This window comes from Pseudomonas sp. S3_G06 (assembly GCF_054667565.1).
Window position 1 is genome coordinate 2375923 of record NZ_CP162738.1, and the last position, 25545, is coordinate 2401467.

The 25545-nt window shown below is 60.7% G+C and carries 20 protein-coding genes; 6 read left to right on the forward strand and 14 right to left on the reverse strand.

The features are described 5' to 3' along the window. The first annotated feature begins 140 nt into the window (after positions 1-140). Entirely contained in the window at positions 141-2645 is a 2505-nt protein-coding gene (locus AB4N47_RS10630) for a fused MFS/spermidine synthase (RefSeq protein WP_341637621.1), read from the forward strand. Between the two features lie 479 nt (positions 2646-3124). On the opposite strand, the gene AB4N47_RS10635 is transcribed toward AB4N47_RS10630, so the two are convergent. Then, positions 3125-3802 carry a DUF3313 domain-containing protein gene (locus AB4N47_RS10635; protein ID WP_016774611.1) on the reverse strand — a complete coding sequence of 226 codons (678 nt, stop codon included), beginning with the start codon at positions 3800-3802 and terminating at the stop codon, positions 3125-3127. Between the two features lie 211 nt (positions 3803-4013). Between AB4N47_RS10635 and AB4N47_RS10640 the strand changes: the two genes are divergently transcribed. Further along, positions 4014-6380, forward strand: coding sequence for a tetratricopeptide repeat protein (locus AB4N47_RS10640; protein WP_460154505.1), 2367 nt, complete (start codon positions 4014-4016; stop codon positions 6378-6380). A 133-nt stretch (positions 6381-6513) separates the two neighbouring features. Here AB4N47_RS10640 and AB4N47_RS10645 read toward each other — a convergent pair whose 3' ends face one another. Further along, positions 6514-7488, reverse strand: coding sequence for a hypothetical protein (locus AB4N47_RS10645; RefSeq protein ID WP_122612274.1), 975 nt, complete (start codon positions 7486-7488; stop codon positions 6514-6516). 232 nt (positions 7489-7720) lie between these two features. Further along, a complete protein-coding gene (locus AB4N47_RS10650) occupies positions 7721-8212 on the reverse strand; it encodes a hypothetical protein (RefSeq protein WP_341637623.1) in 492 nt (163 codons plus the stop codon). Between the two features lie 197 nt (positions 8213-8409). Between AB4N47_RS10650 and AB4N47_RS10655 the strand changes: the two genes are divergently transcribed. Further along, positions 8410-9105 (forward strand): aspartate/glutamate racemase family protein, encoded by a 696-nt coding sequence (locus AB4N47_RS10655; protein ID WP_341637624.1) that lies wholly within the window; start codon positions 8410-8412, stop codon positions 9103-9105. Position 9106: 1 nt separating this feature from the next. Here the strand turns inward: AB4N47_RS10655 and AB4N47_RS10660 are convergent, their stop codons facing one another. After that, positions 9107-9625, reverse strand: a complete 519-nt coding sequence (locus AB4N47_RS10660) for a GNAT family N-acetyltransferase (RefSeq protein WP_460154506.1) — start codon at positions 9623-9625, stop codon at positions 9107-9109. A gap of 303 nt (positions 9626-9928) precedes the next feature. Here AB4N47_RS10660 and AB4N47_RS10665 point away from each other — a divergent pair, with 303 nt between their 5' ends. Further along, the gene (locus AB4N47_RS10665) at positions 9929-12274 is read left to right on the forward strand and encodes a hypothetical protein (protein ID WP_341637626.1); all 2346 of its coding nucleotides are present in this window, start codon (positions 9929-9931) and stop codon (positions 12272-12274) included. Positions 12275-12684: 410 nt separating this feature from the next. Next, a complete protein-coding gene (locus AB4N47_RS10670) occupies positions 12685-13044 on the forward strand; it encodes a DUF6124 family protein (RefSeq protein ID WP_341637627.1) in 360 nt (119 codons plus the stop codon). A gap of 204 nt (positions 13045-13248) precedes the next feature. Here the strand turns inward: AB4N47_RS10670 and AB4N47_RS10675 are convergent, their stop codons facing one another. From AB4N47_RS10675 to AB4N47_RS10720, 10 genes are all read right to left on the reverse strand, one after another. Next, positions 13249-14229: a LysR family transcriptional regulator gene (locus tag AB4N47_RS10675; RefSeq protein WP_341637628.1), complete on the reverse strand. Its 981-nt coding sequence runs from the start codon at positions 14227-14229 to the stop codon at positions 13249-13251. Positions 14230-14395: 166 nt separating this feature from the next. Next, positions 14396-15343 (reverse strand): peptidylprolyl isomerase, encoded by a 948-nt coding sequence (locus AB4N47_RS10680; RefSeq protein WP_341637629.1) that lies wholly within the window; start codon positions 15341-15343, stop codon positions 14396-14398. Continuing rightward, entirely contained in the window at positions 15340-15810 is a 471-nt protein-coding gene (locus tag AB4N47_RS10685; protein WP_258606381.1) for a YbjN domain-containing protein, read from the reverse strand. The genes AB4N47_RS10680 and AB4N47_RS10685 overlap by 4 nt, the downstream gene beginning before the upstream one ends. Positions 15811-15827: 17 nt before the next feature. After that, positions 15828-16457 (reverse strand): DNA repair protein, encoded by a 630-nt coding sequence (locus tag AB4N47_RS10690; protein WP_341637630.1) that lies wholly within the window; start codon positions 16455-16457, stop codon positions 15828-15830. A gap of 17 nt (positions 16458-16474) precedes the next feature. Further along, the gene (locus AB4N47_RS10695; RefSeq protein WP_341637631.1) at positions 16475-18172 is read right to left on the reverse strand and encodes a putative porin; all 1698 of its coding nucleotides are present in this window, start codon (positions 18170-18172) and stop codon (positions 16475-16477) included. A 39-nt stretch (positions 18173-18211) separates the two neighbouring features. Further along, on the reverse strand, positions 18212-18916 hold the full coding sequence (locus AB4N47_RS10700) for an energy transducer TonB family protein (RefSeq protein ID WP_341637632.1): 705 nt from the start codon (positions 18914-18916) through the stop codon (positions 18212-18214). Between the two features lie 3 nt (positions 18917-18919). Continuing rightward, positions 18920-19345, reverse strand: a complete 426-nt coding sequence (locus AB4N47_RS10705; RefSeq protein ID WP_003201710.1) for an ExbD/TolR family protein — start codon at positions 19343-19345, stop codon at positions 18920-18922. A gap of 11 nt (positions 19346-19356) precedes the next feature. Further along, entirely contained in the window at positions 19357-21156 is a 1800-nt protein-coding gene (locus AB4N47_RS10710) for a DUF2341 domain-containing protein (RefSeq protein ID WP_341637633.1), read from the reverse strand. 12 nt (positions 21157-21168) lie between these two features. After that, positions 21169-22767 carry a ShlB/FhaC/HecB family hemolysin secretion/activation protein gene (locus AB4N47_RS10715; RefSeq protein WP_341637634.1) on the reverse strand — a complete coding sequence of 533 codons (1599 nt, stop codon included), beginning with the start codon at positions 22765-22767 and terminating at the stop codon, positions 21169-21171. 54 nt (positions 22768-22821) lie between these two features. Next, positions 22822-23433: a transposase gene (locus AB4N47_RS10720; protein WP_095179898.1), complete on the reverse strand. Its 612-nt coding sequence runs from the start codon at positions 23431-23433 to the stop codon at positions 22822-22824. Positions 23434-23847: 414 nt separating this feature from the next. Between AB4N47_RS10720 and AB4N47_RS10725 the strand changes: the two genes are divergently transcribed. After that, positions 23848-25473 carry an NADP-dependent glyceraldehyde-3-phosphate dehydrogenase gene (locus AB4N47_RS10725; protein ID WP_341637635.1) on the forward strand — a complete coding sequence of 542 codons (1626 nt, stop codon included), beginning with the start codon at positions 23848-23850 and terminating at the stop codon, positions 25471-25473. Positions 25474-25545 lie beyond the last annotated feature (72 nt).

A 25545-nucleotide genomic window follows, 5' to 3' on the forward strand; every position in this document is an offset into this window, starting at 1 on the left:
CGTTCCCACGCTCTGCGTGGTAACGCAGCCCGGGACGCTCTGCGTCCAATGCCGAAGCGGACGCGGAGCGTCCAGTGAGGCATTCCCACGCAGAGCGTGGGAACGATCAACATCAGCCAATCCATAACAAGGCTCACCGCATGTCCTCACGTATCGCCAGCAAGCCGTCGGCCATACCCGTTCCGCAAGCCGCGTCCGCCACCTCAATGATCCCTGCCCTGCTGCTATGCATCTCCGGCGCGGCGGCGTTGGTCTATCAGGTGTTGTGGATCAAACAGCTATCGCTGGTAGTCGGCGTCGAGGTCTATGCGATCACCACCGGCATCAGCGCGTTTTTCGCCGGGCTCGCCCTCGGCGGCTGGCTGTTCGGGCGCTGGGCCGATCGCTTGCAACAGCCGGTTCTGCTGTATGCCGGGCTGGAGGTACTGGTGGCGATACTCGGTGTTGGCGCGACAGTGGCCATGAGTCTGGCGGCGAGTCCTTTCGCTTGGTTGCAAGGTCATGTCGGCGTCATGGCGTGGCTGTTGCCGTTTGCGCTGGTGGGCATTCCGGCGGTGTTGATGGGCGGGACGCTGCCGGTGCTGGTGCGCTCACTGGCGGCTGAGCCGGGCAAGGCCGGCGGTCAGTTGTATGCGGCGAATACGCTGGGCGCGATCGTTGGCACTTTGCTCGCCGCGTTCGTACTGATCGCCAGCCTCGGCGTGCGCGGCAGTGCGCTGTTCGCCGCGATGCTCAACCTGCTCGCCGCGGCCGGTGCGCTGTGGTTGCAGCGCCAGCAGCCAGTGGCGCTGGCCACGCCGGTCAAACACGGCAACGCCAAAGCAGCCGACCGCACTGCGCTGTGGCTTTACGCGATCGCCGGGGGCGTGGCGTTGGGTTATGAGGTGGTCTGGTCGCAATCGATCGTGCAGTTCATGAGCACGCGCACCTACGCGTTCGCCGTGGTGCTGGCGACTTACCTGACCGGGCTGTTTATCGGCAGCGCCCTGCTCGCCCGTCGCGTCGAGCGCATTCGCGACCCATGGGGCGTATTCGGCTTGTTGATTGCCGGTGCAGGTTTGATTGCGCTGCTGGAGATCGCCGTGCTGGGTCGTTGGCTGGTGCTCGCGCAGAGCCATGCGGAAACCTGGCTGCTGAGTCTGGGCGTCAGTGAGCTGGCGGGTATGAGCGCGCGCTTTGCCGTGGCGGCGCTGAGCATCGTGTTTGTGCCGACCCTGCTGCTCGGCGCGGCGTTTCCTCTGGCGTTGCGCCTGAGTGTCGGCAGCGAACGTGTGGGCCGCGATGTCGGCGCCGTTGTCGCGTTCAACACCTTGGGCGGGATCATCGGTGTGATGCTTTGCGGCTTCGTATTGATTCCTTTGCTGGGACTTGTGCGCACCCTCGGTCTACTGGCGCTCGTCGCAGCGACAATTGGTTATCTGGCGGTGCGCAAGGGCCATGGCGTGGCGAAAGGTCGGCGCCAGGCCGTGGTCGCACTAGGTCTGGTTTGCGTTGCAGTGGCGGTACTGACGCCCGTCGACAAACTGGCCAGCCTGTTGCCCGGCGCACGCAATGGCACGCTGGCCTTCTACGAGGAAGGACGCGGCGGCACGGTCGCGGTGGTCACTCAGGGACGTGGCGAAAACACCTTCCACCGTTTGTACATCCAGGGCGTGTCGAACACCGGCGATGCCATGCCGTCGCTGCGCTACATGCGCATTCAGGCGCTGCTGCCGCTGCTGATCCACAACGGTGTACCGCGCTCGACCCTGGTGATCGGCTTCGGCACCGGCATCACCGCAGGCGCCATGCTGCGCTATCCGGGGCTGGAACATCGCGTGGTTGCCGAATTGCTGCCATCGGTGGTGAAAGCGGCGCACCTGTTCAAGGGCAACTTCAATGCGGCCACCGATCCCGGCGTCGACGTACGCCTGCGCGACGGCCGCCAGGAACTGCTGCGCAGTGCACAGACCTACGACGTGATCACCCTGGAACCGCCACCGCCCTCCGCCGCTGGCGTGGTCAATTTGTATTCGCGGGACTTCTACCAGCTGGCCGCCAGTCGCTTGCAGGACCAGGGCATCGTTGCCCAGTGGCTGCCGCTGCCGACGCAGAATATCGACGACTCGCGCTCACTGGTGCGCAGCTTCCTCGATGTCTTCCCGCATGCCTCGCTGTGGACCAGCGAGTTCCACGAAATGCTGCTGGTTGGCTCAATGAACCCGATGCAACTGGACGCCGCGAAAATCACCGCGCGCTTCCAGCAGGACAGCGTACGCAACACCTTGCAGGACGTCGGCATCGGCTCGGCGGCGGCGCTGCTGGCCACCTGGGTCACCGATCGCACCGGCCTGGAGCGCTTCGCCGCCGACGCGCCGGCAGTGACCGATGATCAGCCGCGCATCGAATACGCGCCCTGGGTACGCAGCAAGGAAATCACCCGCGTGCTACCGGCGCTGCTGGACTTGTATCAGCCACCGACACTGGTCAATGCCGATGCTGGGTTCAGTGAACGGATGGAAACGCATCGGCAGCGGTTGATGCAATTTTATCGGGCAAGCCTGCACGCCTACGACGGCGATCGGGACGCCTGGGGTCGGGATATCCGGGAAGTGATGCAAGGGGATCGGGCGAACCCATATTTTCGCTGGTTTGTCGGGCAGTAAGGCGGGGCTGACAGAATGCCTTCGCGAGCAGGCTCGCTCCCACAGAAAAGCAAAAGCAAAAGATCGCAGCCTTCGGCAGCTCCTACACAATGAGCGCAAGCTCGAGTGCTTTTGATCTTGATCCACCGGCGACGTCGGAAGGCTGAGCGGAGGGATTGATCCGGGGGTGGGAGCGTAGCGACCGTCTGGCGCAGCCAGACACAGCGGAAGGAGGTGCAGCGAAGCAAACCGTAGCCGCTGCGCCCGGATCAGTCCCGCAGCGAAGGAACCCGAGCCTGCGAGGGCCGAACGTAGGAGCAAGCCTTTTGGGTTACCTTTTTGGCGTTTGAAAAAGGTGACCCGCCGTAAGGGCGGAACCCTAAGCCGCCGTTACCGCAGCAACGGATATGTACCCCAAAACCCCAAGCAGACAAGCCCCCAAACCAAACTGCAATCAATGGGAGCGAGTCTGCTTACGAAAAGGCCCAAGCCTCACGACATCACTTGGCCTCGGACTTCAGCTTCAGATACGTCTGATGCATGTCACTCGCCCAGCCATCGATCACCGCTTTGACGTCAGTGGCTTTCATCACCTGCGAGGAGTTTTCCAGCGGCTGACCTGTGCCCTTGCGCACCACTTGAGCCACCACCTTGTTACTGCTGCCATCAAGGAAAACCGCCTCGGTGGCCAACGTGGTTTCCTGATCGCGAATACCAGTGGCCGTACTCACCGCAGCAGCCACCAAGGCAATCGGAATCACCTCATACACATGCAGGCCCTCGGTCTTGCTGCTCACCGCAGTGATCGCCGGCCGGATCACGATGACGCCAGGCCCCGGGCCGGTGGCCAGCGGCAGCGACTTGCTCAGCTCACGCTTGAGCGCCTGATCGTAATAACTGGTGATGCCATTGAGGGTCTGCTGGGGGATTTTTTCCGTCGCTTGCGGCTTCGGATACAACTGGCTCGGTTCGACATAGACGCTGCTGAATTTGTTGATGTCGAGTTTCGGGTCCATCCAGCGCATCACCTCGGCACCCGACGGTGATTTGGTCTCCTTCAGTTGACTGTAATCCTTGAGAAAACCGGAGTACTGGTCTGGCTCGACGGTTTTGCTGGAACAACCCACCACACCCAGGGTGGCGATGCACAGCGTGCCCATCATTACGGCTAGCTTCATGCTGTAACTCCTGTCAGAAGGCCAAATCGTTTGCATAGGGGGAGTTACAGGTATAGCTAAAACCGCAGCAATTGCGATTGCAAATTACAAAATTCACACGGCGCTGCGCAGCAAGTCACAGCGCTTATTTGACAGACGCGCTGCATGCGGCAAAGCTGCATCCAGATGTATGCACGCCAGAAGGCCAACGCACCGGACTACGGAAGTCGCAATGCCCAAGCACAAAAACAAAGCGGTGCAACCTCAGCCTGACGCGTCACCCTCCTCTTTTTCACGTTACCTGTTTCCAATCACCATCGGTGTGCTGCTGGCGGCCGTGGCGGGCATTGGCTGGTTCCTGTTCAGCCCGGCGCCGGCCCCCGTCAAACCCGCAGCGATCAGCATGCCTGTAGCACCGCCAGCCAAGCCGCAACCGACTGTGGCAAACAAACCGGCAAGCATGGTCGATGAGCAGCAATGCCAGGGCTGCCACAGCGAACAGGTCAAGGACTGGCAAGGCTCGCATCACCAGCTCGCCATGCAGCCGGCGACCGCCGAAACCACCCTTGGCGACTTTAACAACGTGACCTTCAAGGCCGAGAACGAGACCACAAAGTTCACCCGCAAGGGCGATGAATTCTGGGTCAATGCGCCCGGCATCGACGGCAAGAATGCCGACTTCAAAGTGGCCTACACCTTCGGCATCGCGCCGCTACAGCAATATCTGATCGAGGTCGGTCAGGGGCGTTTGCAAGCCCTCGGCGTGGCGTGGGATACCGAGAAAAATCGCTGGTTTCATCTGTACGCCGGCCAGGGCGTGAACTTCAAGAATCCGCTGCACTGGAGCAAACCGAGCCAGAACGCCAATTTCATGTGCGTCGAATGCCACACCACCGGTTTCAAGCGCAATTTCGATGCGGCCAGCAACAGCTTCGACAGTCAGTGGAACAGCCTCGGAGTCGGCTGTCAGGCCTGTCATGGCCCGGCGTCGAATCACCTGGAGTGGGCGCAGAAAAAAGGCGTTTTGATCCATAAGGGCTTCGACGTCGATCTCAAGGACAAGAACGCCACGGTAGAAATCGAAACCTGCGCGCGCTGCCATTCCCGCCGCGCGCCGCTGGGCGATGGCTTTACCGTCGGCAAGCGGCTGATGGACGATTACCTGCCCAGCGCCCTGACCCGCGAACTCTATGCGCTGGACGGCAAAATCAAGGACGAAGTGTTCGAACACGGCTCGTTCCTCCAAAGCAAGATGTTCGACAAGGGCGTGCGCTGCAGCAATTGCCATAACCCGCACAGCAACGAGCTGAAGGCACCGGGCAACGCCGTGTGTCTGCAATGCCACAACACGGCGGGCAAGACCTCGGTCGCTGGCGTCGACGGCACGGGTCTGCAAGCGAAGAATTACGACTCCATCGAACACACCCGCCACGCCATGGGCCAGCCCGGCTCGCAGTGCGTCGATTGCCACATGCCTGGCAAGTTCTACATGGGCAACGACTTTCGGCATGACCACAGTTTCAGTATTCCCAACCCGGAGCGTGCGCAGAAACTCGGCACGCCAGACGCCTGCCTGACCTGTCACCAGGGCAAGGCCGGCGACAAGGTTACCGCGCAGTTCAAATTGTGGAACGCCACCGCCTCCCCGGCTCAGCAGGCGCCACGCTATGACGAAAGCCTGTGGCTGATCCGCAATGGCCAGCCCGGCGCCGCCGACGCGCTGTACCAGCAATTGCAGCGCAGCAACCTGCCGGCGATCCAGCGCGCGACGTTGCTGGCGGAATTGCCGCTGTACCCGAGCGAACAGGCGCTGAAACTGGCCACTCAGGATCTGAAACATCCAGAGCCACAGGTGCGTGACAGTGCGGTGCGGGCAATCAGCGCATTCCTGCCACCGCCTGAGCGTGCGCCATTATTGGCGCCGTTGCTCAATGATCCAGTGAAAGCCGTGCGCATCGTCGCCGCGCGGGATCTGCTAGGTGCCTCGCGCAACAATGGCCTGGGTGCGGCGCAAGCCAGCTGGAACGCGGCGATCGGCGAGTATGAGGCCGTGCAGAAGAGCCTGCTGGAGCGTGCCGAGGCCAATCTCAATCTAGCCATGCTGTACCAGGCCAGCGGGCGCAGTGTCGAGGTCGAACCGTTGCTGCGCAGCGCCCTGCAACGTGACCCGGACTTCTACCCGGCGCTGGTCACGCTGGCACAGTGGCTGGAAGCGAATGGTCGCGCCACCGAAGCCCAGAAGCTATTGGATGACAGCCTCAAGCAGCATCCGGATGCGGCGCTGTTACAGCACACGCGCGGGTTGTCGCTGATCCGTGCCGGCCAGTCCGCCGAAGCCATGTCCTACCTGCGCAAAGCCGCGCAACTGGAACCGGACAATGCGCAATACGGCTATGTACTGGCGGTGGCGCTGCATGAGAGCGGCAAGGTTGATGAGGCGTGCGCGATTCTGGAAAGTTTGCTCAAGGTACAACCGGCCAACCGCAATGCGCGGCTGTCGCTGATTCAGTACTACCTCGATAGCGGCCAGGAACCCAAGGCGCAGGTGCTGCTGCAGGGCTGGAAGAAAATGAATATGGGGGATCCGGCGCTCAAGTGATCGATGGGATGCCCCCCGATCACCTGTGGGAGCGAGCCTGCTCGCGAATGCAATCTGTCAGTGACATCGCAGTCGGCTGACGTAGCGTTTTCGCGAGCAGGCTCGCTCCCACAGGGCTACCACCGCGCTTGCTTCACCAGGACGATGTTTCGCCACTGCGCAAAGCCATCTCCCGCCGGCTATTAGCACGCATCGCCTTGATCAGCGACACCGTACCCACCAGCAGAATCGCCGCACCAAACAAAAAGTCGATGTTGTACAGCTGGAAATCCTCCACCGGCCCGATCAGCAATGTGCGCACCACCGCAATCCCCACCAGCGTCGCGAGAAAGTCGATCCCCGGTTCATCGCGGTAGAACACCAGCATCAGCGGCAGGCACAGCACCAGCAGAAGCAACAGCACCACCACCTTGAACGAGCCTTTGCGCTCGACGCTGAACGCGCACTCATGCGCGCCGTAAGGCTTGTAGTCCTCATCGCGAATCATCGAGTTTTTCTCGTTGATGTAGTCGGCGCGGTTGTACTTCTGGATCGGCGTGAAGGTGTTGGACATCTCCATCAGCGTGGTGATGTTCTTGAAGCGCAGATCGATGCGCTCGCTGCCCTTGAGGTAATACAGCACCGGTTTGTAGCCGTAGCGATAAGTGTCGAACGGGAACGCCGCGGTCTGGGCGTGCACGCCGATCGGCCGTGGTTCGAGTTCAGCGAAGGCGCTTTTGTTGGTCGACGAGAGGTTGCGGCTCAGCGGCTGCACCTTGATCTGCTCGAGGAAGATCGGCGTCACGCCGAACGACCACTGCAACGGTTCCAGACGCAGGCGCAGTTCGTTGCGGCCCAGGTCGTAGCGGTTGAAGGTGCGTTCGGAAACCACCAGCGAACCGCCGACCATGAACTCGCCGCGCAGGTTGTTGGTGACGCGCAAGGTCAGTTGATCCTTGCCCAGCAACGCCGCTTCACTGCTCGGTGGCGTGCCGCACCACGCGGTGCTTTCACCGACACCGCCAAGCTGGCCGTCGCGGTTTTCCTTGAATACGTAAAAGTAACTGGCCCACAGCGTCAGCAGCAAAAGCGACGCCGTGAGACCGAGGATTTTTTTGCCCGGACTCACTGATCAGACTCCCTTCTTCGGTTCCATCGTCCAGCCGAAAACCCGCTGGCGACGGCGACTCTACCAAAAGGCCATCAGTGACCCAAGGGAAAATGCCGGATTGGCACCGAACCTAAGGGTTTCCCCGGTACTCGCCTCACCCCCCCAAGGAGCGAGCCTGCTCGCGATAGCGGTGTTTGATCGTTCCCACGCTCTGCGTGGGAATGCAGCCCGGGACGCTCTGCGTCCCAATCTAGGTGCGATCGCGAGGAATCAGGCCTTGCAGTTGCTGAGCAAGGAAATCGGCGTCGAAGGCAAACGTATCCGGATCCTTCAAGCCATTAGTCTTGCGCCACTGCCACGCACCATCCGCCAAGCCAACTAGGGAAATGCTCCCGTACCGCGCCGCCGTCAGCCCCATCACTGCCAGGGAAATCTGCCCGCCGCTGCCCATCACATCCGGCACAAACTCCACCGGTTTGCCGGCAATCACAATGCTCAATTTTTCCGTCTTGAATGTCGAGGTTTCCACCGGCACGCTCGGCCCCGACGCGAGATACGCCTCGCGACTGACCTCCAGCAGATTCGGCGCCTTGACCGGTTCAAGCCATTGCTCGATCTGGTCGAACAGCGCGCCAATCCGAGCCGCCCAAGCGGCCGATTGGGTGGTGAACAGTTGCTTCTTGTGCGCTTCGCTTTCGGCATAGTGGCGAAGCATCTCGCCCAGTTGCTGTACGTCGTTCATTGCGGTGTTCCTCGGAAAGGACCTGCGAAGGGTGATAGTGGCAGATCCCCGGCGCGGCGTACGTTTAGTTCTTGCAGATGCACAGTTGCGGGAAAGATCGGCGGTACAGTCAGTCGGTACTGGCGTCGACTCTCGAACAGAAGGAAACTTCGGGCACACCTGAATGCCCGACACTGACATTTGCTTGAGGAAATCCAATGCGCACCATCGGCCTTATCGGCGGCATGAGCTGGGAGTCCAGCGCCGAATACTATCGCCTGATCAACCAACAGGTTCGCGAGCGCCTCGGCCCTTTGCGCTCGGCGCAGTTGCTGATGTACAGCGTCGATTTCGGCCCGGTCGAACAGGCCCAGCACGCCGGGCGCTGGGACGATGCAGCGGCGATTCTGGTGGACGCCGCGCGCCGGCTCGAAGCTGGCGGCGCCGATTGCGTGGTGTTGTGTACCAACACCATGCACAAGGTCGCCGAGCAGATTCAGGCGGCGATCAGTATTCCGTTTTTGCACATTGCTGAACCGGCGGCGCGAGCGGCGCTGGAAATCGACGCGCTGACGGTCGGGCTGCTCGGCACGGCATTCACTATGGAGCAGGACTTCGTCAAGCAGCGTCTTGTCGCACAAGGACTGACGGTGCTGGTGCCCGACGAAGCCGAGCGCAAGGACGTGCACCGGATCATCTACGACGAGCTCTGCGTCGGTGTGATCAGCGAACAATCGCGTCAGATCTACCAAGGCGTCATCGAATCCCTGACCGCCCGTGGCGCTCAGGCAATTATCCTCGGCTGCACCGAAATCGGCCTCCTGGTCAAACCCGAACACAGCGCCCTGCCCTTGCTCGACACCACCGAGCTGCATGCGCAATCGGCGGTGGCGTTCGCGCTGGAAACTGACTGATTCAGGATTTTGACGAACCGCGCAGACGGGCCATGCTCAGGGTGTCGACCCACTGCCCGTCGCGCACCGCGTAATCACGCAACAGCCCTTCAGCCTCGAAACCGAACTTGCGGTAGAGGCCGATGGCTGCCTCGTTATCGGCGTAGACCGTGAGTTCGACGCGGTGCAGGTTCATCCAGTTATCGGCAACCTCCAGCGCCGCCGCCAACAACTGCGAACCCACACCTTTGCCCTGCCACGCGACCGCGACGGCCATGCCGAAACTGCCGGCGTGAGCGCGGCGCATGCGTGAACAGGCTTCCAGACCAAGATTGCCAATCACCACGCCTTGGTGTAGAGCAACCAGTTTCAGCGCGCGCTCGCTGTCGGCCTGCAGTCGCTGACGCCAGACCTCGATGGATTGAAACCGCATCTGCAGCACCTGCCGCGCAACGGCGGGATCGTTGTAAAGCGCAGTGATGCCTTCGAGGTGGGATTCGTTGGAGCGTTCGAGATGGATCGTGGGGGTTGGCTCTGACATGGGATCGGTCCGTGATCAGCGTGTGGCTGGTCACTCTAAACCGCTGATCTCGAGTCTGGCGAGATGAAATTGTGGCAGCGAGCCTGCTCGCGAAAGCGGCGTGTCGGTCAATGAATTCGTAGCTCGGGTTGTCGCATTTGCGATGCAGGCTTACTCCCGTCAACGGACGCATAAACAACGGGTAACAAGACCGCTCGTCTGAAAAACGCTTTTACCTGTCAGATCTGACAGGTGTTTTTTTCTTCAGATTGGCGTCAGATGGGTCACGCCTCAGCCAATGCAAAACTCTCAAGGAGTGACCTCATGGATATCCAGTCTTCGGCGTTCGACAAGCTTTTTGTTTTATACCCGATCATCATTCAAGGCTGGGTAACCCCCGTGAAACCAGACGGCGTTGCTGACGGCGGTATCCCCAAGTCGCTTTACGATGATCAGCCGCAAGGCCTGGAAATCCTGATCGACCCCTGGACAGAGATGAAACACGCCGGCTGGACCATGGCGATCGATGACCGTGTGGATCTGTATATCAATGACAGTCCAACTCCCATAACCGGCACAACAATAAAGCCCGGTGAAGAAAATCAGCGCTGCCGCCTACTCCTGGTCCACGGACGGCTGATTCAGGGCCCCAATCGCATTTATTACATCGTCACCCGTGCGGGCAGCGGCAATGAACAACAGTCTCGGGATCTGTTCGTGCTGTACCACCGAAACCTGCCTGATACGCTAAAGCTGGTCATTCCGCCCCATGTAATCGAAAACGGGGTCGGGCCAGAGCAAGCGGCGCAGGGTGTCAAGTTCGGTTTCAGTTACAACAATCGGCGGCAGTTTGATCGCATCGAATTTGCTATAGGCGATACAACAGTTTACTTCGACACGCCTACCCCGCCGACCGCCATCACTCACACACTGTTTACCGACGCCTTTCTGCGTGCAGGGGATAATCCCAGTGCGATTCTGAAATTCAATGTGTTTGACCAACTGGGCAATTTTGTCGATTCTTCGGATGAACGTCTGGATATCCACCTCGGACGCCTGACCCTCGAACCACCGACCGTGCGGGGCATGAATGGCAACCAATTCAGTCCCACCAATCCAGAGATCCGTATGCTCGTGCCGCAGGGGTCGTTACTGCCCACTGACACATTGTGGGTGAAGTGGCAAGGCGCGACGGCTGTGCCGGAGGGCTCTCACACCAGCCCCGCAAGATTGGTCAGTGCCGGTCTGGAATTCGCAGTACCGCGCTCGGTGCTCGCATACAGCCTTGGCCAGCAGATCAAATGCACTTATTTCACAGAGCGTGACGGCAAGCCCATAGAATCGGCGGCCTTGCTGCTGGACATCCTGCCTCTACCGGCAACCGCTTTGATTACTCCAAAAATCGTCGAGGCCGACACCAATAACTTTCTGGACATCACAGCACTGGGAACCAAAGACGCAACCATTCATGCGCTGCTGCACACCTTGATTGAAGCCGAACAGCCTTGCTGGTTACGGCTTGAGGGTAAAAAAGCTGACGGCACCGCGCATAACCTGACGGTCTGGGAGGGGTTGCCGGCAAGGGTTAATAGTGTATGGATCAACCAGGGATTCTGGCCTCAGACGCTGGCGAACAGTTATCTATTGGAGTTGGGCCATGATACGACGCTAACCATCAAATACCTGGTTGCGATGGACAAGAGCAATATCGAAGCCAACGCTGTGAAATTCCCGGATCGGGTATACACGGTCAAGGCTGTGGAATTGGTTGTGCCTACACTGGAAGAGGTGTTGGACTCGAATGGAGAAAAAGTGCTGCAGGACGGCTGGACGGTCAGCACTGAGCTGACGTTGTCAGGCAAAGCCAGCCTCGGGCTGGAAGTTGAAATCTTCGATGATGATGGTTCGACGATCCTTTCCAAAGGGCCGGCGACGGCTGACCCAGTATCGGGTCGCTGGACTCATGAGATTTCGGTTGATGAAGGGCAGCATCGGTTGTTTGCGAGGTCGTTGTATCACAGTGGTGAGGTGGATTCTGGGGATTGGAGTTTAACGGTTGTTGCCGAAATGATCGTCGACATAACGCCGGTAGTTCTCTCAGGACGCAACTTTACAATTGATTTAGAAATAATTAAATGGGAGCTAACTGGCAAAGATCTTTCAGGAACAGCTCTCCAAAGAAGCGCCATGGGAGGACTGCCTCCGTATACTTACACCTCAGACAATATCACAGTCGCTTCAGTTGATGGGGACGGAACTATCCGCAGTCAAGGAAATGGTGCAGCCATGATATCCGTATCAGACCAATCTGGCCAGACTAAACAAATCGCGGTGCATGTTTCCAACGTGCGGCAATTGGCTTGTTCAGCTAGTGTGATGACAACTGACCAAGCGAATCTGTGGATGAAAAACATCAACGGCTCCCCATGTCCTGCGGCATATGGCGACGATGATCTCGTTCAAAGATTGAATCTAAAATACCATATCAAGCCGACTAGCGAATCTGGAACCCCACAACGGCATTTTCTGCCGGGATTTATAGTGACGACATCCCCGCACACCTACTATATTTATTTAACATCACCGCCTGACGGACATTTTAATGCACCATTGAGATACAGCTCCGTTCCGTCAACCACAATTGGCTATCCACTTTGTTTTAAGGACTAATATCAAAATCGAGACCATAAAATTCAAATATGGCTCAGACATACAGAGAAAAAAGATGACAATGGGGACAGATCTATTTAATTTTTTAAACTCCACTGTTTAAAAGACACCTCCAGACACGCCTTCCAGGCTACAAATTCTTGCGCCTTTGCCTACAGCTACGCCAGAATCCGCCGGCTTGTGCGTCTTGGGGGCGGATTCTATTGTGGTGCGGTCGCTGAATGTTCAGTGACCGGGTTTAGCAGCCCGGGTTATCTCTAGACACACAAGGTCTTGCCGTTATGGCGGCTTTGCGTGGGGCACTTCGGTGCGCCGGGTTCTAGAGTCCTGGTCTGCTAACCCGCGTACAGCCGCCACCTCCTTCGTTAGCAGCGAACGGTGGCAGCTTCACCACTCTAGAGGCTTCACCCATGATCAAACCAACACCCAACCCACCCGAAACCGACCCCACCTCCCCCTACGAATCCCTCGACTCCAAAAAACTACACCAAGCCGCCGACCGCGCCCTTGATCACTACCTCTGCCCACCCGGCTCTACTCCACCGCCGTACAGCCCCCGCGCCATGTACGCCGTCACCGCCGACACCAAAAACGAAGACCTTCTGGCCAACGCCTGCGAAACCCTTGCCTCAGCGAAAACCATCGCCCAGGAATTCGCGGGACTGGTCAAACCATCGCAGCGGGGGACGCTGATGGGGATTGCGAAGTTGATCATGCTCGGCGAACTGGCGGTGAATCGGGTGCTGGATAATCTGGAGTTGCCACAGTAGCGGGCCTTTGATGATCGTCCCCACGCTCTGCGTGGGAACGATCAAGCCTGCTCGCGAATGCGGTGGGTCAGTCACTGAAGTGTCGACTGGCGGATTGCTTTCGCGAGCAGGCTCGCTCCCACTGTTGATGCGGTTTATTCAGCTACGGATGTGGTGTCTGTGCTGGCGTCATCGCGAGCAGGCTCACTCCTACAGGGGGGCGGGTCAAGGCTGGAACCATTCGTGGCGTTCGTTGAAGGTTTGCTGGATGAGGTCGGTGAGGGCCTGGATTTCGGGGGAGTTTTGCGAGTCGGTGTTGACGGCGAGCCACGCGTGTAACTGCATCGGTTCGGCGAATAATCCGGGCAGTGCGATGAGGCCTCGGTCGAAGCGGCTCATGTATGTCGGCAGCAAACCGATGCATGCGCCGCAGCGGATCATCTCCAGCATGAGTTCATAAGACTGCATCTGCACCACCCCGGCCAACCGCTGCTCGACCAATTCATTCCACGGTCGAAAACTCGGAACCTGTCGATCATGCTGCCACTGCACCAGCATGAAGTCCGCCAGATCATCCGGCGTTTCCGGTCGCGCTGTCACCCGCGAATAGCGCTTGGCGATGTGCGGCAGATACGCAATCCGCGCGATGTGTTGCGGTTCGCTGATGGCAAATGCTGGGCCGGGATCTGGGCTCTCCCCGGGTGCGAGCCACAGGACAATGTCGGCGCTGACCGCACGCAAGGCCAGTTCACTATCCAGAGCAATAATTTCCAGGCGCAGGCTGGCGTTGCGCCGCAGCAGGGCGATGAGGTCGCGGCCGAGAATGTCGTGGAGGATGGATTCGGCGATGGCCAGGCGGATCAGTGGTTGTTCAATGACCGGGAGCTTGCGTTCGTGGGCGAGGGTGCAGAGTCGGGCCTGCAACTGTTGGCCTTCGCGGGTGAGCGTTAGGGCGCTGCCCTGGAAGCTGAACAGGCTGTGTTGCAGTTGTTGTTCGAGTTGCGCGAGTTGTTTGCGCAACAGGGTCGAGCGCACGTTGAGGCTGCGCGCGGCTTGCATGAAGCAGCCGCAGCGGGCGCTGACGAGGAAGTATTGGGCGACTTCGCTGTCGATAGTTTCGGCCTGGTTGAGCCAGGGTTCGGGTTCGGATTGCGGCGATTGATAATCAACGGTGCCCGGGCGTCCTGCGGGTTCGGTGAATGACATTGATGACTCCCTGTCGATCTAATGTGGTTGCTCTGAATACACCGGATCTCATTGTGGGAGCGAGCCTGCTCGCGAAAGCGTTGGCACATTCAACATCTTCGCTGACTGACCCACCGCATTCGCGAGCAAGCTCGCTCCCACAGGGGTGATTGGTGTTTGGCTGACGTCAGTGTTTTTCCTCGAGGATTTTGTTCAGTTCAGCGCCGTCGATGCTCAGGGTGGCGGTGTTGAGCATGCCGTCCAGATAAGCCTGGGCGATCTGTTCCTGGCGTTGCGCACGCAGGGCCTGGGTCAGTTGGTCGCGCAGTTCCTCCAGCGTCGCGGTGCGGGTCGGTTGTTGGTCGGTGAGTTTGATCACGTGGAAACCTGCGGCGCTTTGCACCGGATCAGACACGGCGCCTACCTTGAGCCGCGCCACGGCGCCACGCACTTCCGGCACCAGCTGTTGCAACGGTTGCAGGCCGGTATCACCGCCCCGCTCTGCCGTCACTCGATCCTGCGAATATTGCGTAGCGAGCGCCGCAAAATCAGCCGGTGCTGATTGCGCCTTCTTGCTCAATTCAGCGGCTTGTTTGCGCACGGTTTCCAACGAAGCGGAATCACTGATAGCAAGGAAAATCTGACTGACCCGATACAGCGCCGGCGTCTGCCAATTGGCCTTGCCGGCGTCATAGGCCTGCTGCAACTCGGCCGCGCTCGGATATTCCGCCGGCACCTGACTCACCGAGCGCAAATAATCACGAAACACGATCTGCTCAGTCGCCGCGCGAGTCTGCCGGGCGACGTCGGGGCGCTGCGCCCAGCCCTGCGCATCGGCCTGTTCCAGCACGGCCTTTTCCGCCAGCCGCGTACGAATCCAGCGCTCCAGTGCCTCACGGTTGCCGCGCAGCTGTTCGCGGGTTTGCGCCGGGACAGTGGCCAGCAGCGCCTGCAATTCCTCTGGCGAAACCTGCTGATTGCCCAACCGTGCGACCGCTGGCCCGGCTGCAACCGGCATCACCGGCGACGGCTGCTGAGCGGCAACCGGATCACTGCCCGGCCGCAGCACCAATGCCACGGCCCCCACCAACAACGCCAGCGCTCCGGCGCCGATCACCATGGCAGGCTTTTTCACAGCGCGACTTCCTCTTGTTCGGCGATAGCTGATTTGGCGGTTTGCACACCAGTGGCCTGGCTGAAGTCGCGCAGGTAAACGATGAATTCCTGCAACAGGCGGTCCCACAATTCCAAATTGCCGCGCAGGTGCTCGTTGCTCACGCCAGCAGCCACGACCACGTCCATCTCCATGACCAGAAACTCACCCTGCAACGACAACCGTGCAAAACGTCGAGTAGCATTCCACTGCTCTGCGACTCCCTCAGGCAACTCACCCTGCACGCGCAGCGCACAGCTGAAAGTGAAATCAACGAACCCGCCCTGCTCAAGCGCCGGGTTACCGAACCGCACGGCGTAGCCGATGCCCTGACTGGCGCTGAGCAACTGGACGATGCCGTTCTGTTCGCTCTGGTTGACGCGGTAACCGGCGGCTTGCAGGACGTCGGTCAGCGATTGCGGGGAAACGTGGGTGATCAATTGAGTCATGGCTTTCTTCCTTGTTATCAGTGAGTGATCGCGGCTTGCGGCGCGTCGAATTGGGTTTTGTACAGCTCGTCGCCAAAGCCTTGCGCCAGCTCATCGAACTTGACCCGGGCGCTGCCGGCGAAGGGCTGGCGGATCTTCATCACTTCGGCGACGTCGATGTTTTCGTAGGCCGTGAGGATCTGTTTGGCGACGCCGTACATTTGCTGATTCTTGGCTGAACATTGCTGCACTTGTGTGTCACGTTCCGCCAGTTGCGCTTGCAGCTTCGTGCGTTCGGCTTCTTTGCCACGAGCGAGGACGAGCAACTCGTCGTAGGCTTTCTTGAACTTGCCAGTCTGCTCGGCACTGGCCGCGACTTGCGCCTGCGCCTGGCTGTGCAGGCTCTGTTGTTGCCCGGCCAGTTGCTCGGCGAGGCCTTTGGCTTTGGCCAGTTCGGCAGTCAGCTGCTTGATCTGCGCTTGCGCTGCCTTGGCTTCGTTCTGCGCCGCCAGTTGTGCGGCGCTGGCCTGGGCCTGTTGGCTTTGCAGGGCCTGCAATTGTTGGGTGGTGCTGCGCAGTTGCGTGCGCAAGCGTTCTTCCATGCCTTCGCCGTTCGCCCCGGTGGCAATCAACAAACCCAGGCCCAGCGCGAGAAAACGCGTGTTCATAAAGCTCTCCCGGCGCCTTAGAAGCGCGTGTTGATCTCAAGCTGCAAGACGTCGATGTCGAACGGCGCGCCGTACACCGCTTCGGTGCTCATCCAGCGACCCGTGGCGGAAACGTTCTTCGCCAGGCCGTAGTTGCCGCCCATGAAATAGCCCTTGGCGTTGGTGCCGCCGAGGTGGAACGACGAGTCGTTGAAGCCGTCCGGCAAGGCGTCCGGCTGGATGTACTTGTAGCCGGCGAACAGGTTCCAGTCGCCCTTGCGCTTGAGGTCCAGCGCGTTGCCGAGGGTAAACTGCACCATCCACGCATTGGCGCCGCTTTCGATCTCGCCGTTGCTGTCGAGGTTGTTGACGATCTGCCCGGCGGAGCGCTTGCGCATGTCGCCTTCGTCGTAGCTGAGGTTGTGGATGTAATTGCCCTGGCTGCGCAGTTTGAAATCCTGCGGCAGGTCGGCGTCCCACACGACGTTGAGATCGAGCAGGTTGAACTCGGACGCGAGGCCGACGAATTGCGGCTGCGGCGTGGCGCTCGGGTTGAGCGGGTTCGGCGTGATGTCGCGCAGCAGGAACACGCTGTTGCCCTTCTGCATGAACGCCGCGCGAGTGCCGTCGCTGTCGCAGCCCGGCGCGCCGGCCCACGGTTCGCAGGGGCTGGAGCGCTGGCCCTGAATGTCGTCGAAGCGGTAATAGGCCAGCGCACCTTTGAGGCGGTTGTTGCTATTGATCGCCCATTTCGCGCCGAGCTGCGCGCCGTACAGCCATTTGTTGTCGCTCTCTTCCTTGTCGAAACCGTTGCTGCTGGAAGTGTCGTTGGTGTAGTCCACCGGGAACGCGCCGACGGTGCCGAACACGCCCAAATCGCGGTTGAGCTTGTGATCGAAAATCGCCGCCACACCGTCGAAATTCAGGTCGTTGGAATAGAGCATGTCGGTGGACATGAACGGGTTGGCGAAGCGCCCGCCGGTCAGGGTCAATTCGTCCATTGGCTTCCAGGTCAGGTAGCCCTGATCGAGCCAGATGTCCTTCTTGGCAAAGCCGCCGCCGAGGTTCTGCGTGGTCGATACCGGGTTGTTGTCCGAACCGGTGCCGATGCGAATGCCGGCGGTCCATTCCTCCGAAATCACCGCTTTCATGCCCAGGCGTGCGCGCAGGCGAAAGAGGTTTTCGCGGTCTTCGCGGGTATTGAGCAACGGCGGCAGACTGGTGCTGCTGTTGGGATTCACGTCGTACGGGCCGTTGTTGTTGAGCTTGGCGAAGTCGACGATTTCGTTGCTGTTGTTGCCCGAGTAGTACCGCGATTCGTCGCGCAGACGAATATCGCCGTCGAAGCTGATGCGCGAGGCCCAGTCCGGAAAGGTATTCGGCGCGGCCCAGTTTTCCTGTTTGGCGGTGGCCATGACCTCGGCTTTGACCTGATCGCGGATCTGGTCGCGCACCGCTGCCGGCACGTACTGCACACGCACATCGCCGGGCGCGGCGACCGGCCCGGCCGCGACCGCGGTGGACGCGGCGGCCTGTTTGGCCTGCGCCGCTTCGTTCTGCGCCTGGGCGATCAGCGCGTCGGCCTTGTCCTGTTTGAGAATGCCCTGCTCGACCAGCAAGCGGATCAGATTGATCGTGGCGTTCTCCGACGGCGCAGGCGCTGCCACGGCCTGACCGACCAGGGTCGCAATGACCATGCCGACCGCCAGGGACAATCGATTCACGTTGGAAATCATCTGCACACAACTCCTTTTGCCGAAGCTTGAATAAGTGAATTAACCCGGACGCCGCCCTTGCAGGGACAAGCGCACGGGCAAAGTGATGGAGGCCGGAGGCCGTTCGCTGAGGGCTGGCGCACCGCGTAAAGCGGCCAGCACCTGGGTATCGATTTGCGGGTTGCCACTGGATTTGATCAGCTCGACGCGAGTGATCTCACCGACGCTGCTCAGCCAGACATCGGTTTGCAGCGAGAATGCGAGGTTGCGCAGCTCGGGGTTCTCACGCAGCAAACGCTGGAAGGTGAACGCGAGAAACTGGCTGTACGTGCCCGTGCCCAAACGCCCGCCGCCAGCACCGGCCATGCCGCCGCCCTTGCCCGCGCCGATGTTGAAAGCGTCGCTGCCGGCCTGCGCGTCGCCGTCCATTTGCATCGGGTTGGCCAGATCGTCCGCCGGCGATGGCGGCGCCTCCTCTTCAGGCTTGACCTCCTCCGGCTCCGGCGTTGGCTCGGGCTCGACGACTTTTTCTTCCACCGGCGTTTCCGGCTCTGGCGGTTTCTCCGGCGGCGGTGGTGGCGGTGGCGGCAACGGAATGATCGTCGGCACTTTCGGCGCTTCGCGGCGCACGCCGGCCATGTCGTTGGCCCACTGCCAGAGGAACCACGCGGCGAGCGCGCCGACCAGCAATCCGGCGCCCCACTTCACATAGCGCAACGGCGACTTTTTCACGGGCGGCGGTTCGATCGGGAGTTGTGCGGTCATGACTCAGCCCTGACTCGGTTTGCCGGTGACGAGACCGACCTGGGACAGTTCGAGCCGACGCAGCAGGTCGAGTACTTCGATGACTTTCTGGTACTGCACCGTCGCATCGCCACGCACGATCACCGGGAAATCCGGGCTCTGCGCTTTCTCGATGCGCAGGCGCTCTTCCAACTCGGCCAAAGTGACCGGATAGGCATCGAGGAACACCTGGCCGCCGTCGTTGACCGAGATCGCCTTGGTCTTGGCTTCCGACAGCGACACCGACGCGCTGGCCTTGGGCAGGTTGATCTGGATCCCGGAGACCTGCGCAGTGGCGGTGAGGATGAACATCACCAGCACCACCATCAGCACATCGACCAGTGGGGTGATGTTGATGCTGTCGACGGCGGCATCGTCATCATCGTCATGAGAGGCATTTACGGACGCCATGACAGTGCTCCTCAGGCCGGTACGGAGTGGTTGGCGTGATGGCCGCGCTGGTGCGACGCCTCACTGAACTGGCTCTCGCCATGCATCTCCGCTAGACGAGTGATGAACTCGTCGACGAACACACGCATGTCGGCGCTGACTTCCTTGTTGCGGGTGATCAGGCGGTTGTAGCCGAACAGCGCCGGGATCGCGACGAACAGGCCCATCGCCGTGGCCAACAGCGCGGCGGCCATGCCCGGCGCGATGGCGTTGATGTTGACGTCGCCGGCCATTGCCGTGCCGAGGAACACCACCATGATCCCCAGCACCGTGCCTAGCAGGCCGATATATGGCCCGCCGGCGATAGCGTTGGACAGGGTCGAGAGTTTCGAACTCAGTTGCTGGTTCTCGCGGGTGCGCACGCCATCCATCGAGCAGCGGATGGCTTCGATGGTCGCCGCTGAAACCGAGGAGGTATCGGCGCCCTGCTCACGACGGGTACGGATCTCTTTGACCGCCACCAGATACAGGCGCCACAGCGACGAATGCTGCAGACGCTGAGCCAGTTGCGCGTCGTCGGCGAACATTTCCAGGCGCGTGCCGACCTTGGCGAATTGCACGCGGAAGTCTTCGTTCGCCGCAGTCACGCGGCTGAGGCTGCGGTTCTTGCGCAGCATGATGATCCACGACTGGAACATCATCAGCACCAGCACGGCGATGATCACCCAGGCGTCGACTGGCACCGCGTTGAGCAGGAAGCCGAGGCTGCCAAAGCCAAAGCCGGACTGCTCTTCATCGACGCCGTAAGCGACCAGTTTCGACTCGGCGCCTTGCGAGGTGGCATCAGCCAGCAACAGCGCGGGCGGACGGGCGACTTTCGACAGGCGCAGCTCATCAATAGCGCCAGCGAATGGCTGGAACGCGCCTTCCTGCAGATCAGCGCCGATGGCCATGACCGAGTTGAACGCCGGCATCGCCTGAGCCAACGCAGCGCTTTCGCGACCGTTGATGTACAGGGTGACTTTCGAACCCTCGGCGGTCAGCGCAACGTGTTGCCATTGCGCCGGAGCCAGAGCTTGCGTGGCGGCGGCGCGCTGGCCGTCGATTTCCACGAACGGCAGGCCTTGGCTGACGCCGATCAGCAGACTTTGCGTGCCTTCGCGCCGAGCGAGAATCAGTTGCTCGCCACTTGCCTGATCCAGACGCAGCCAGGCGCTGAAAGTGAACGCGCTACCAGCGTTGTGTTGCAGTGACGGACTGGCCGGCAGCAGCAACGGTTGACCGCTGAACTGCAACGCACGGCCGACGACGCCATCGATCGCTGTGCCGGTCGCGCTTTGCGCGGTGTTGCCGTACGCCGTGGTGTCTTTCGCCGGGGTGCCGGTGGCGCCGTCGAAGTGATACAGCGCGGTGTAATTCGGATCGAAAGTGAGTTGGCCGTTGCCAGTGGCCGGGGCTTTCTGGTTGCCGTAGTACATCCAGATGTCCTGACGCTGACCGCCCTCTACATTCGGCACATCAACCCAGATCAGCGCCATGCCCATCAGCGCGTCAAAACTTTCGATCTGGTGGTTGAGCACGGTTTTGTCATCCGCCGCGACAAAGCGCAGATCGGAGCCGTCCTCTTTCACGCCGTCGAAGGTGAAGTTGCCAGTGTGCAGGCGCACCAGCAGCGCGGTGCGGCCGAGGGCCTGATTGATCGCCGCGCCTTGTGGCGTGGTGTCGACGGCGATCTGTTTGCGGTAATGCCAGTCGTCCTGCCACCAGGCCTGAGCCGTGGCCGGGAGCACGAAGCCCAGGCAGATCAACAACGAAAGGAAGAGGCGTTGCATGGACGTGCTCCGTTAGAAAGTGGCTTGGAGGTTGAAGTGCAGGCGCGATTCCTGCTTTGAGGTGTTCGGCCCTTCGAGTAGCGGGTAGCCCCAGTCGAGGCTGCCGGACAGCCATTTACTCAGGCTGGCGCGGGTGCCGAGGCCGACGCTGGCCAGGGCGTAATTGGCGTCCTGATCCGGCAGTTCGTCGCGCAGGTACAACTGCGCGCCTTCGGCGAAGGCATAGAAGCGCCAGTCCTGCATCCACGTGCCGGCAAATTTCGCCAGCGACGGTGTGCGCAATTCCTGGCTGAGCAAATAGCCGTCATCGGCGGTACGTTCAGCCGCGAGATAGCCGCGCACGGAGGTGGCGCCACCGGCGGAGAATTGTTCGTTGGAAACCAGCGGCCCCGAGGCGAGTTGGAATGCGGCTTTGCTTGCGCTCTGCCAGTCGCTGTCGAAGGTCCAGGTGTAGTTGGTGTCGCCCTTGAGCACGGCGAAACCCGGTTTGGCGCGATAACGTTTGTAGTCGAAGTCTTCGTCGTCGCTGCCGTAGCCGAACACGCTGCGGGTGGCGGCAACCAGACTCAGGCCGAGGCCGAGCTGGCTCTTTTCGCTGTAGCGATAGCCGTTGTAGGCGAAGGTGAACGGCACGTATTTGAGCGGCACCTTGTCGCTTTCGCCGGACAGGCTCAGGCGCTCGTCGAAGTCCTTGAAGTCGATGCCGGCGGACAGCGAGTTCGACCAATTGCCGCTCGAGGGCAACGTGTAAATCGCCGCGACGCCGTAGCTGTGACCCTTGCCGAGCACGTTGCTGCCGCCGATGGTGGCAACGTTGCTGTCGGACTGGTAACCGGAGAACTGCACGCTCCAGCGCTCGCTCAGCGGCGCGGTGTAGGAACCCGACCAGACCTTGGCGTTGTCGGTTTCCTGCGGCGCGGTGAAGAACGTCAGGTTGACGCTGTGGCCGAGCTGCCAGAGGTTGTTGTAACCGAGACTGGCGACGCTGCGCAGCTTTTCGGTGTCGGCACTGTAATCGTTATTGAGACCGACGCTGGCCGTCCACGGGTTCTGGTCTTCGACCTGCAAGTCGACATCCATGGTGCCGGGGCGCTGCCCTTCGCGCACCAGCGGCATGACCTGGCGACCGGGGGTCTTGTTGAGCTGCGCCAGTTCGCCCTGGACTTTGGCAAAGTCCGGCACCTCGCCTTCTTTCAGCGCCGGGACGTTGTCGCGAATGTCCAGCGGCGAATAGTGTTTGGCGCCGACCACGCGCACCCGACCGACCTTGGTTTCGCTGACTTGCAGATAGACGATGCCATCGGCCACGGCCTGCTCGGGCAGCTCGACAAACACCGATTGATAGCCGCGTTCCTGGTAGGCCTTCTGCAACGCATCGCGGGCGCCTTCGATGTCGCTCAAGGCTTTCTGCGGGCCGAGAAACGGGTACACCGCTTCTTCGATCGCCCGGGCATCGAGCACGGTATTGCCGCGCACGAAGTATTCGTTGACGTCGACCAGTCGCTGCGCGGCGGGCGCTTCTGTGCCCTCCTCGGCCAGCGCCGGCTGCGCGCCCGCCGTCACCAGCAGCCAGCCCCACAGTGCCAGCCGTGACGTGAAAATCCGTTCCACATTACCCCCTGAAATACGCGATGACCTGTGGGCGTTAGCGCCCGGTGTGCTGCGTCAATTGCTGATCGTTGTGGCGCAGGCGTGCTTGCCCAGCCAGGTGTGCAACAGCGCAAAGTTCAGCGAGAACTCGGGCATTTGCAGCAAGGCGCCGCAGAACACTTCGCCGATGATTTTCTGAATCAGCAGCACCGCGCGCGGCTCGTTGAGCAGCGTGGCGATGTCACGGCTGAGGGCGGTGAAACTCCAGACTTTCTGGTTCAGGCCGAGGCCGACGAACCAGCGGAACAGCAGGTTGTAGTTCAGCTGTTCATAGAGCTGCTGTTCACTGGGCACCGAATAGAGCAATTGCAGGAGCAGGATGTGCATCACCGTCTGCGCGGGAATGAGCATGCCGGGCGCGGCGTTCAGGTCGCGCAGCAGATCCTGGTGAGCGTCGAGCAGGTCGTCGATCTGCGGGCGCAACAACACCAGCGAATGGCCCGGCGGAATGTAGCTGGACACTTCCTTCAGAGCGCCCTGCCAGTCATCCTGCGAGACGATCCAGACCCACGGCGCGCCGTAGCGATACACCGAAACCGGCTTCTTGCGCGCGGCTTCGACGATCTTCGACAGGCGTTGATCGAGCTCCTGCATGCCCACTTTCGAATAGCGTTCCATAGTCCCCATTGCCTCACTCCCGGCGTCCCGCCCCGACTCGCAAAGTGCGCCCCGAAAGGCCCCTCAAGCGCGTTACACAGGCATGACCGGACTGGCAAAGGGCTACCGAACTTTTGTCATAAAAGCTTCATTACGAAACTGCACATGGCCCGCGAAATCACTCAGACCCTGTGGGAGCTGGCTTGCCAGCGATGGCGGTGGGTCAGTCAATCAAGCGGGTGGATGTGCCGACCCCATCGCTGGCAAGCCAGCTCCCACAGGGATTCGGGGTGGCATGAAGATTCGGCGACGCGGCCGCCCTTCTGCCCTGCACCGTTGCGTGACATTCGCGTGACATTCACAGGGTTAAATCCCGGCCCATTCAGGCGTATAACCTTCACAAGACTTTCAATCGGCACGCCGACTTCAACACAGGGTAGTGACATGACCACAGCAAACATCCTTGGCAACCTGTTCCCTTCGGTCAGCGACATCCCGGAAAAATATCGCCTCGACGCTCAGGTCGAGCAGCGTGAATACCTGGTCGATGGCCAATTGCACCGCTGGGACGGCCCGCTCGCGCAGGTGCGCAGCCCGGTTTATCTGAAAAGCGAAAACGGCGAAGAACAGGTGATCCTCGGCAGCACGCCGCTGCTGGATGCCGACACCGCGCTCACCGCCCTCGACGCTGCCGTTCGCGCTTACGATAGAGGTCAGGGCCTGTGGCCGACGATGCGCGTTGCCGAGCGCATCCAGCACGTCGAAGCATTCCTCGGCCGCATGCGCGAGCAGCGCGAGGCCGTGGTCAAGCTGCTGATGTGGGAGATCGGCAAGAACCTCAAGGACTCGGAAAAAGAGTTCGATCGCACCTGCGATTACATCGTCGACACCATCAATGCCCTGAAAGAACTCGACCGCCGTTCCAGCCGCTTTGAGCTGGAGCAGGACACCCTCGGCCAGATCCGCCGCGTGCCGCTCGGCGTCGCCTTGTGCATGGGGCCTTACAACTACCCGCTGAACGAAACCTTCACCACGCTGATTCCGGCACTGATCATGGGCAACACCGTAGTGTTCAAACCGGCCAAGCTCGGCGTGCTGCTGATTCGGCCGTTGCTCGAAGCCTTCCGCGACAGCTTCCCGAGCGGCGTGATCAACGTCATCTACGGCAGCGGCCGCGAGACCGTCAGCGCGCTGATGGCCAGCGGCAAGATCGACATCTTCGCCTTCATCGGTACCAACAAGGCTGCCAGCGACCTGAAGAAGCTGCACCCGAAACCACACCGCTTGCGCGCTGCCCTCGGTCTGGACGCCAAGAACCCGGGCATCGTTTTGCCCGAAGTCGATCTCGACAACGCCGTCAGCGAAGCGGTCACCGGTTCGCTGTCGTTCAACGGTCAGCGCTGCACCGCACTGAAAATCCTCTTCGTCCATGAAGACGTGGTCGACAGCTTCATCGAGAAATTCAACGCCAGACTGGCCACACTCAAACCGGGCATGCCGTGGGACAGCGGCGTGGCGCTGACGCCGCTGCCGGAGTCGGGCAAGGTCGATTATCTGCATGGTCTGGTCGCGGATGCGCAAAGCAAAGGCGCACAGGTGGTCAACCCGAATGGTGGCGAGTCCCACGCCTCGTTCTTCTACCCGGCAGTGCTGTATCCGGTGAATCCGCAAATGCGCGTGTATCAGGAAGAACAGTTCGGCCCGGTCGTGCCCATCGTGCCGTACCGCCACCTCGATACCGTGATTGACTACGTGCTGGAATCCGATTTCGGCCAGCAGTTGAGCATCTTCGGCACCAACCCGGTGGCGGTCGGCCGCCTGGTCGACACCTTTGCCAATCAGGTCGGGCGGATCAACCTCAACGCCCAGTGCCAGCGCGGCCCGGACACCTACCCGTTCAACGGTCGCAAAAACTCCGCCGAAGGCACGCTGTCGGTTCACGATGCCTTGCGGGTGTTTTCGATCCGCACGCTGGTGGCGACCAAATTCCAGGAGAGCAACAAGGACCTGATCAGCGAGATCATTCGCGGGCGTGATTCGAGTTTCCTGACCACCGATTACATCTTTTGACGGGTGATCGGCAGGATTGAATGATCCTGCCGATCCGTCAGCCCCCCGGCGATTCAGTGACTACACTGAGCC

What these genes read in the sequence shown, in the direction of transcription:
- AB4N47_RS10660 (WP_460154506.1), bottom strand. Translation starts at nt 9,625, where the DNA reads ATGTCAGAGCCAACCCCCACGATCCATCTCGAACGCTCCAACGAATCC.
- AB4N47_RS10630 (WP_341637621.1), top strand. Translation starts at nt 141, where the DNA reads ATGTCCTCACGTATCGCCAGCAAGCCGTCGGCCATACCCGTTCCGCAA.
- AB4N47_RS10700 (WP_341637632.1), bottom strand. Translation starts at nt 18,916, where the DNA reads ATGACCGCACAACTCCCGATCGAACCGCCGCCCGTGAAAAAGTCGCCG.
- AB4N47_RS10690 (WP_341637630.1), bottom strand. Translation starts at nt 16,457, where the DNA reads ATGAACACGCGTTTTCTCGCGCTGGGCCTGGGTTTGTTGATTGCCACC.
- AB4N47_RS10665 (WP_341637626.1), top strand. Translation starts at nt 9,929, where the DNA reads ATGGATATCCAGTCTTCGGCGTTCGACAAGCTTTTTGTTTTATACCCG.
- AB4N47_RS10675 (WP_341637628.1), bottom strand. Translation starts at nt 14,229, where the DNA reads ATGTCATTCACCGAACCCGCAGGACGCCCGGGCACCGTTGATTATCAA.
- AB4N47_RS10635 (WP_016774611.1), bottom strand. Translation starts at nt 3,802, where the DNA reads ATGAAGCTAGCCGTAATGATGGGCACGCTGTGCATCGCCACCCTGGGT.
- AB4N47_RS10725 (WP_341637635.1), top strand. Translation starts at nt 23,848, where the DNA reads ATGACCACAGCAAACATCCTTGGCAACCTGTTCCCTTCGGTCAGCGAC.
- AB4N47_RS10640 (WP_460154505.1), top strand. Translation starts at nt 4,014, where the DNA reads ATGCCCAAGCACAAAAACAAAGCGGTGCAACCTCAGCCTGACGCGTCA.
- AB4N47_RS10720 (WP_095179898.1), bottom strand. Translation starts at nt 23,433, where the DNA reads ATGGGGACTATGGAACGCTATTCGAAAGTGGGCATGCAGGAGCTCGAT.
- AB4N47_RS10685 (WP_258606381.1), bottom strand. Translation starts at nt 15,810, where the DNA reads ATGACTCAATTGATCACCCACGTTTCCCCGCAATCGCTGACCGACGTC.
- AB4N47_RS10670 (WP_341637627.1), top strand. Translation starts at nt 12,685, where the DNA reads ATGATCAAACCAACACCCAACCCACCCGAAACCGACCCCACCTCCCCC.
- AB4N47_RS10695 (WP_341637631.1), bottom strand. Translation starts at nt 18,172, where the DNA reads ATGATTTCCAACGTGAATCGATTGTCCCTGGCGGTCGGCATGGTCATT.
- AB4N47_RS10710 (WP_341637633.1), bottom strand. Translation starts at nt 21,156, where the DNA reads ATGCAACGCCTCTTCCTTTCGTTGTTGATCTGCCTGGGCTTCGTGCTC.
- AB4N47_RS10705 (WP_003201710.1), bottom strand. Translation starts at nt 19,345, where the DNA reads ATGGCGTCCGTAAATGCCTCTCATGACGATGATGACGATGCCGCCGTC.
- AB4N47_RS10655 (WP_341637624.1), top strand. Translation starts at nt 8,410, where the DNA reads ATGCGCACCATCGGCCTTATCGGCGGCATGAGCTGGGAGTCCAGCGCC.
- AB4N47_RS10650 (WP_341637623.1), bottom strand. Translation starts at nt 8,212, where the DNA reads ATGAACGACGTACAGCAACTGGGCGAGATGCTTCGCCACTATGCCGAA.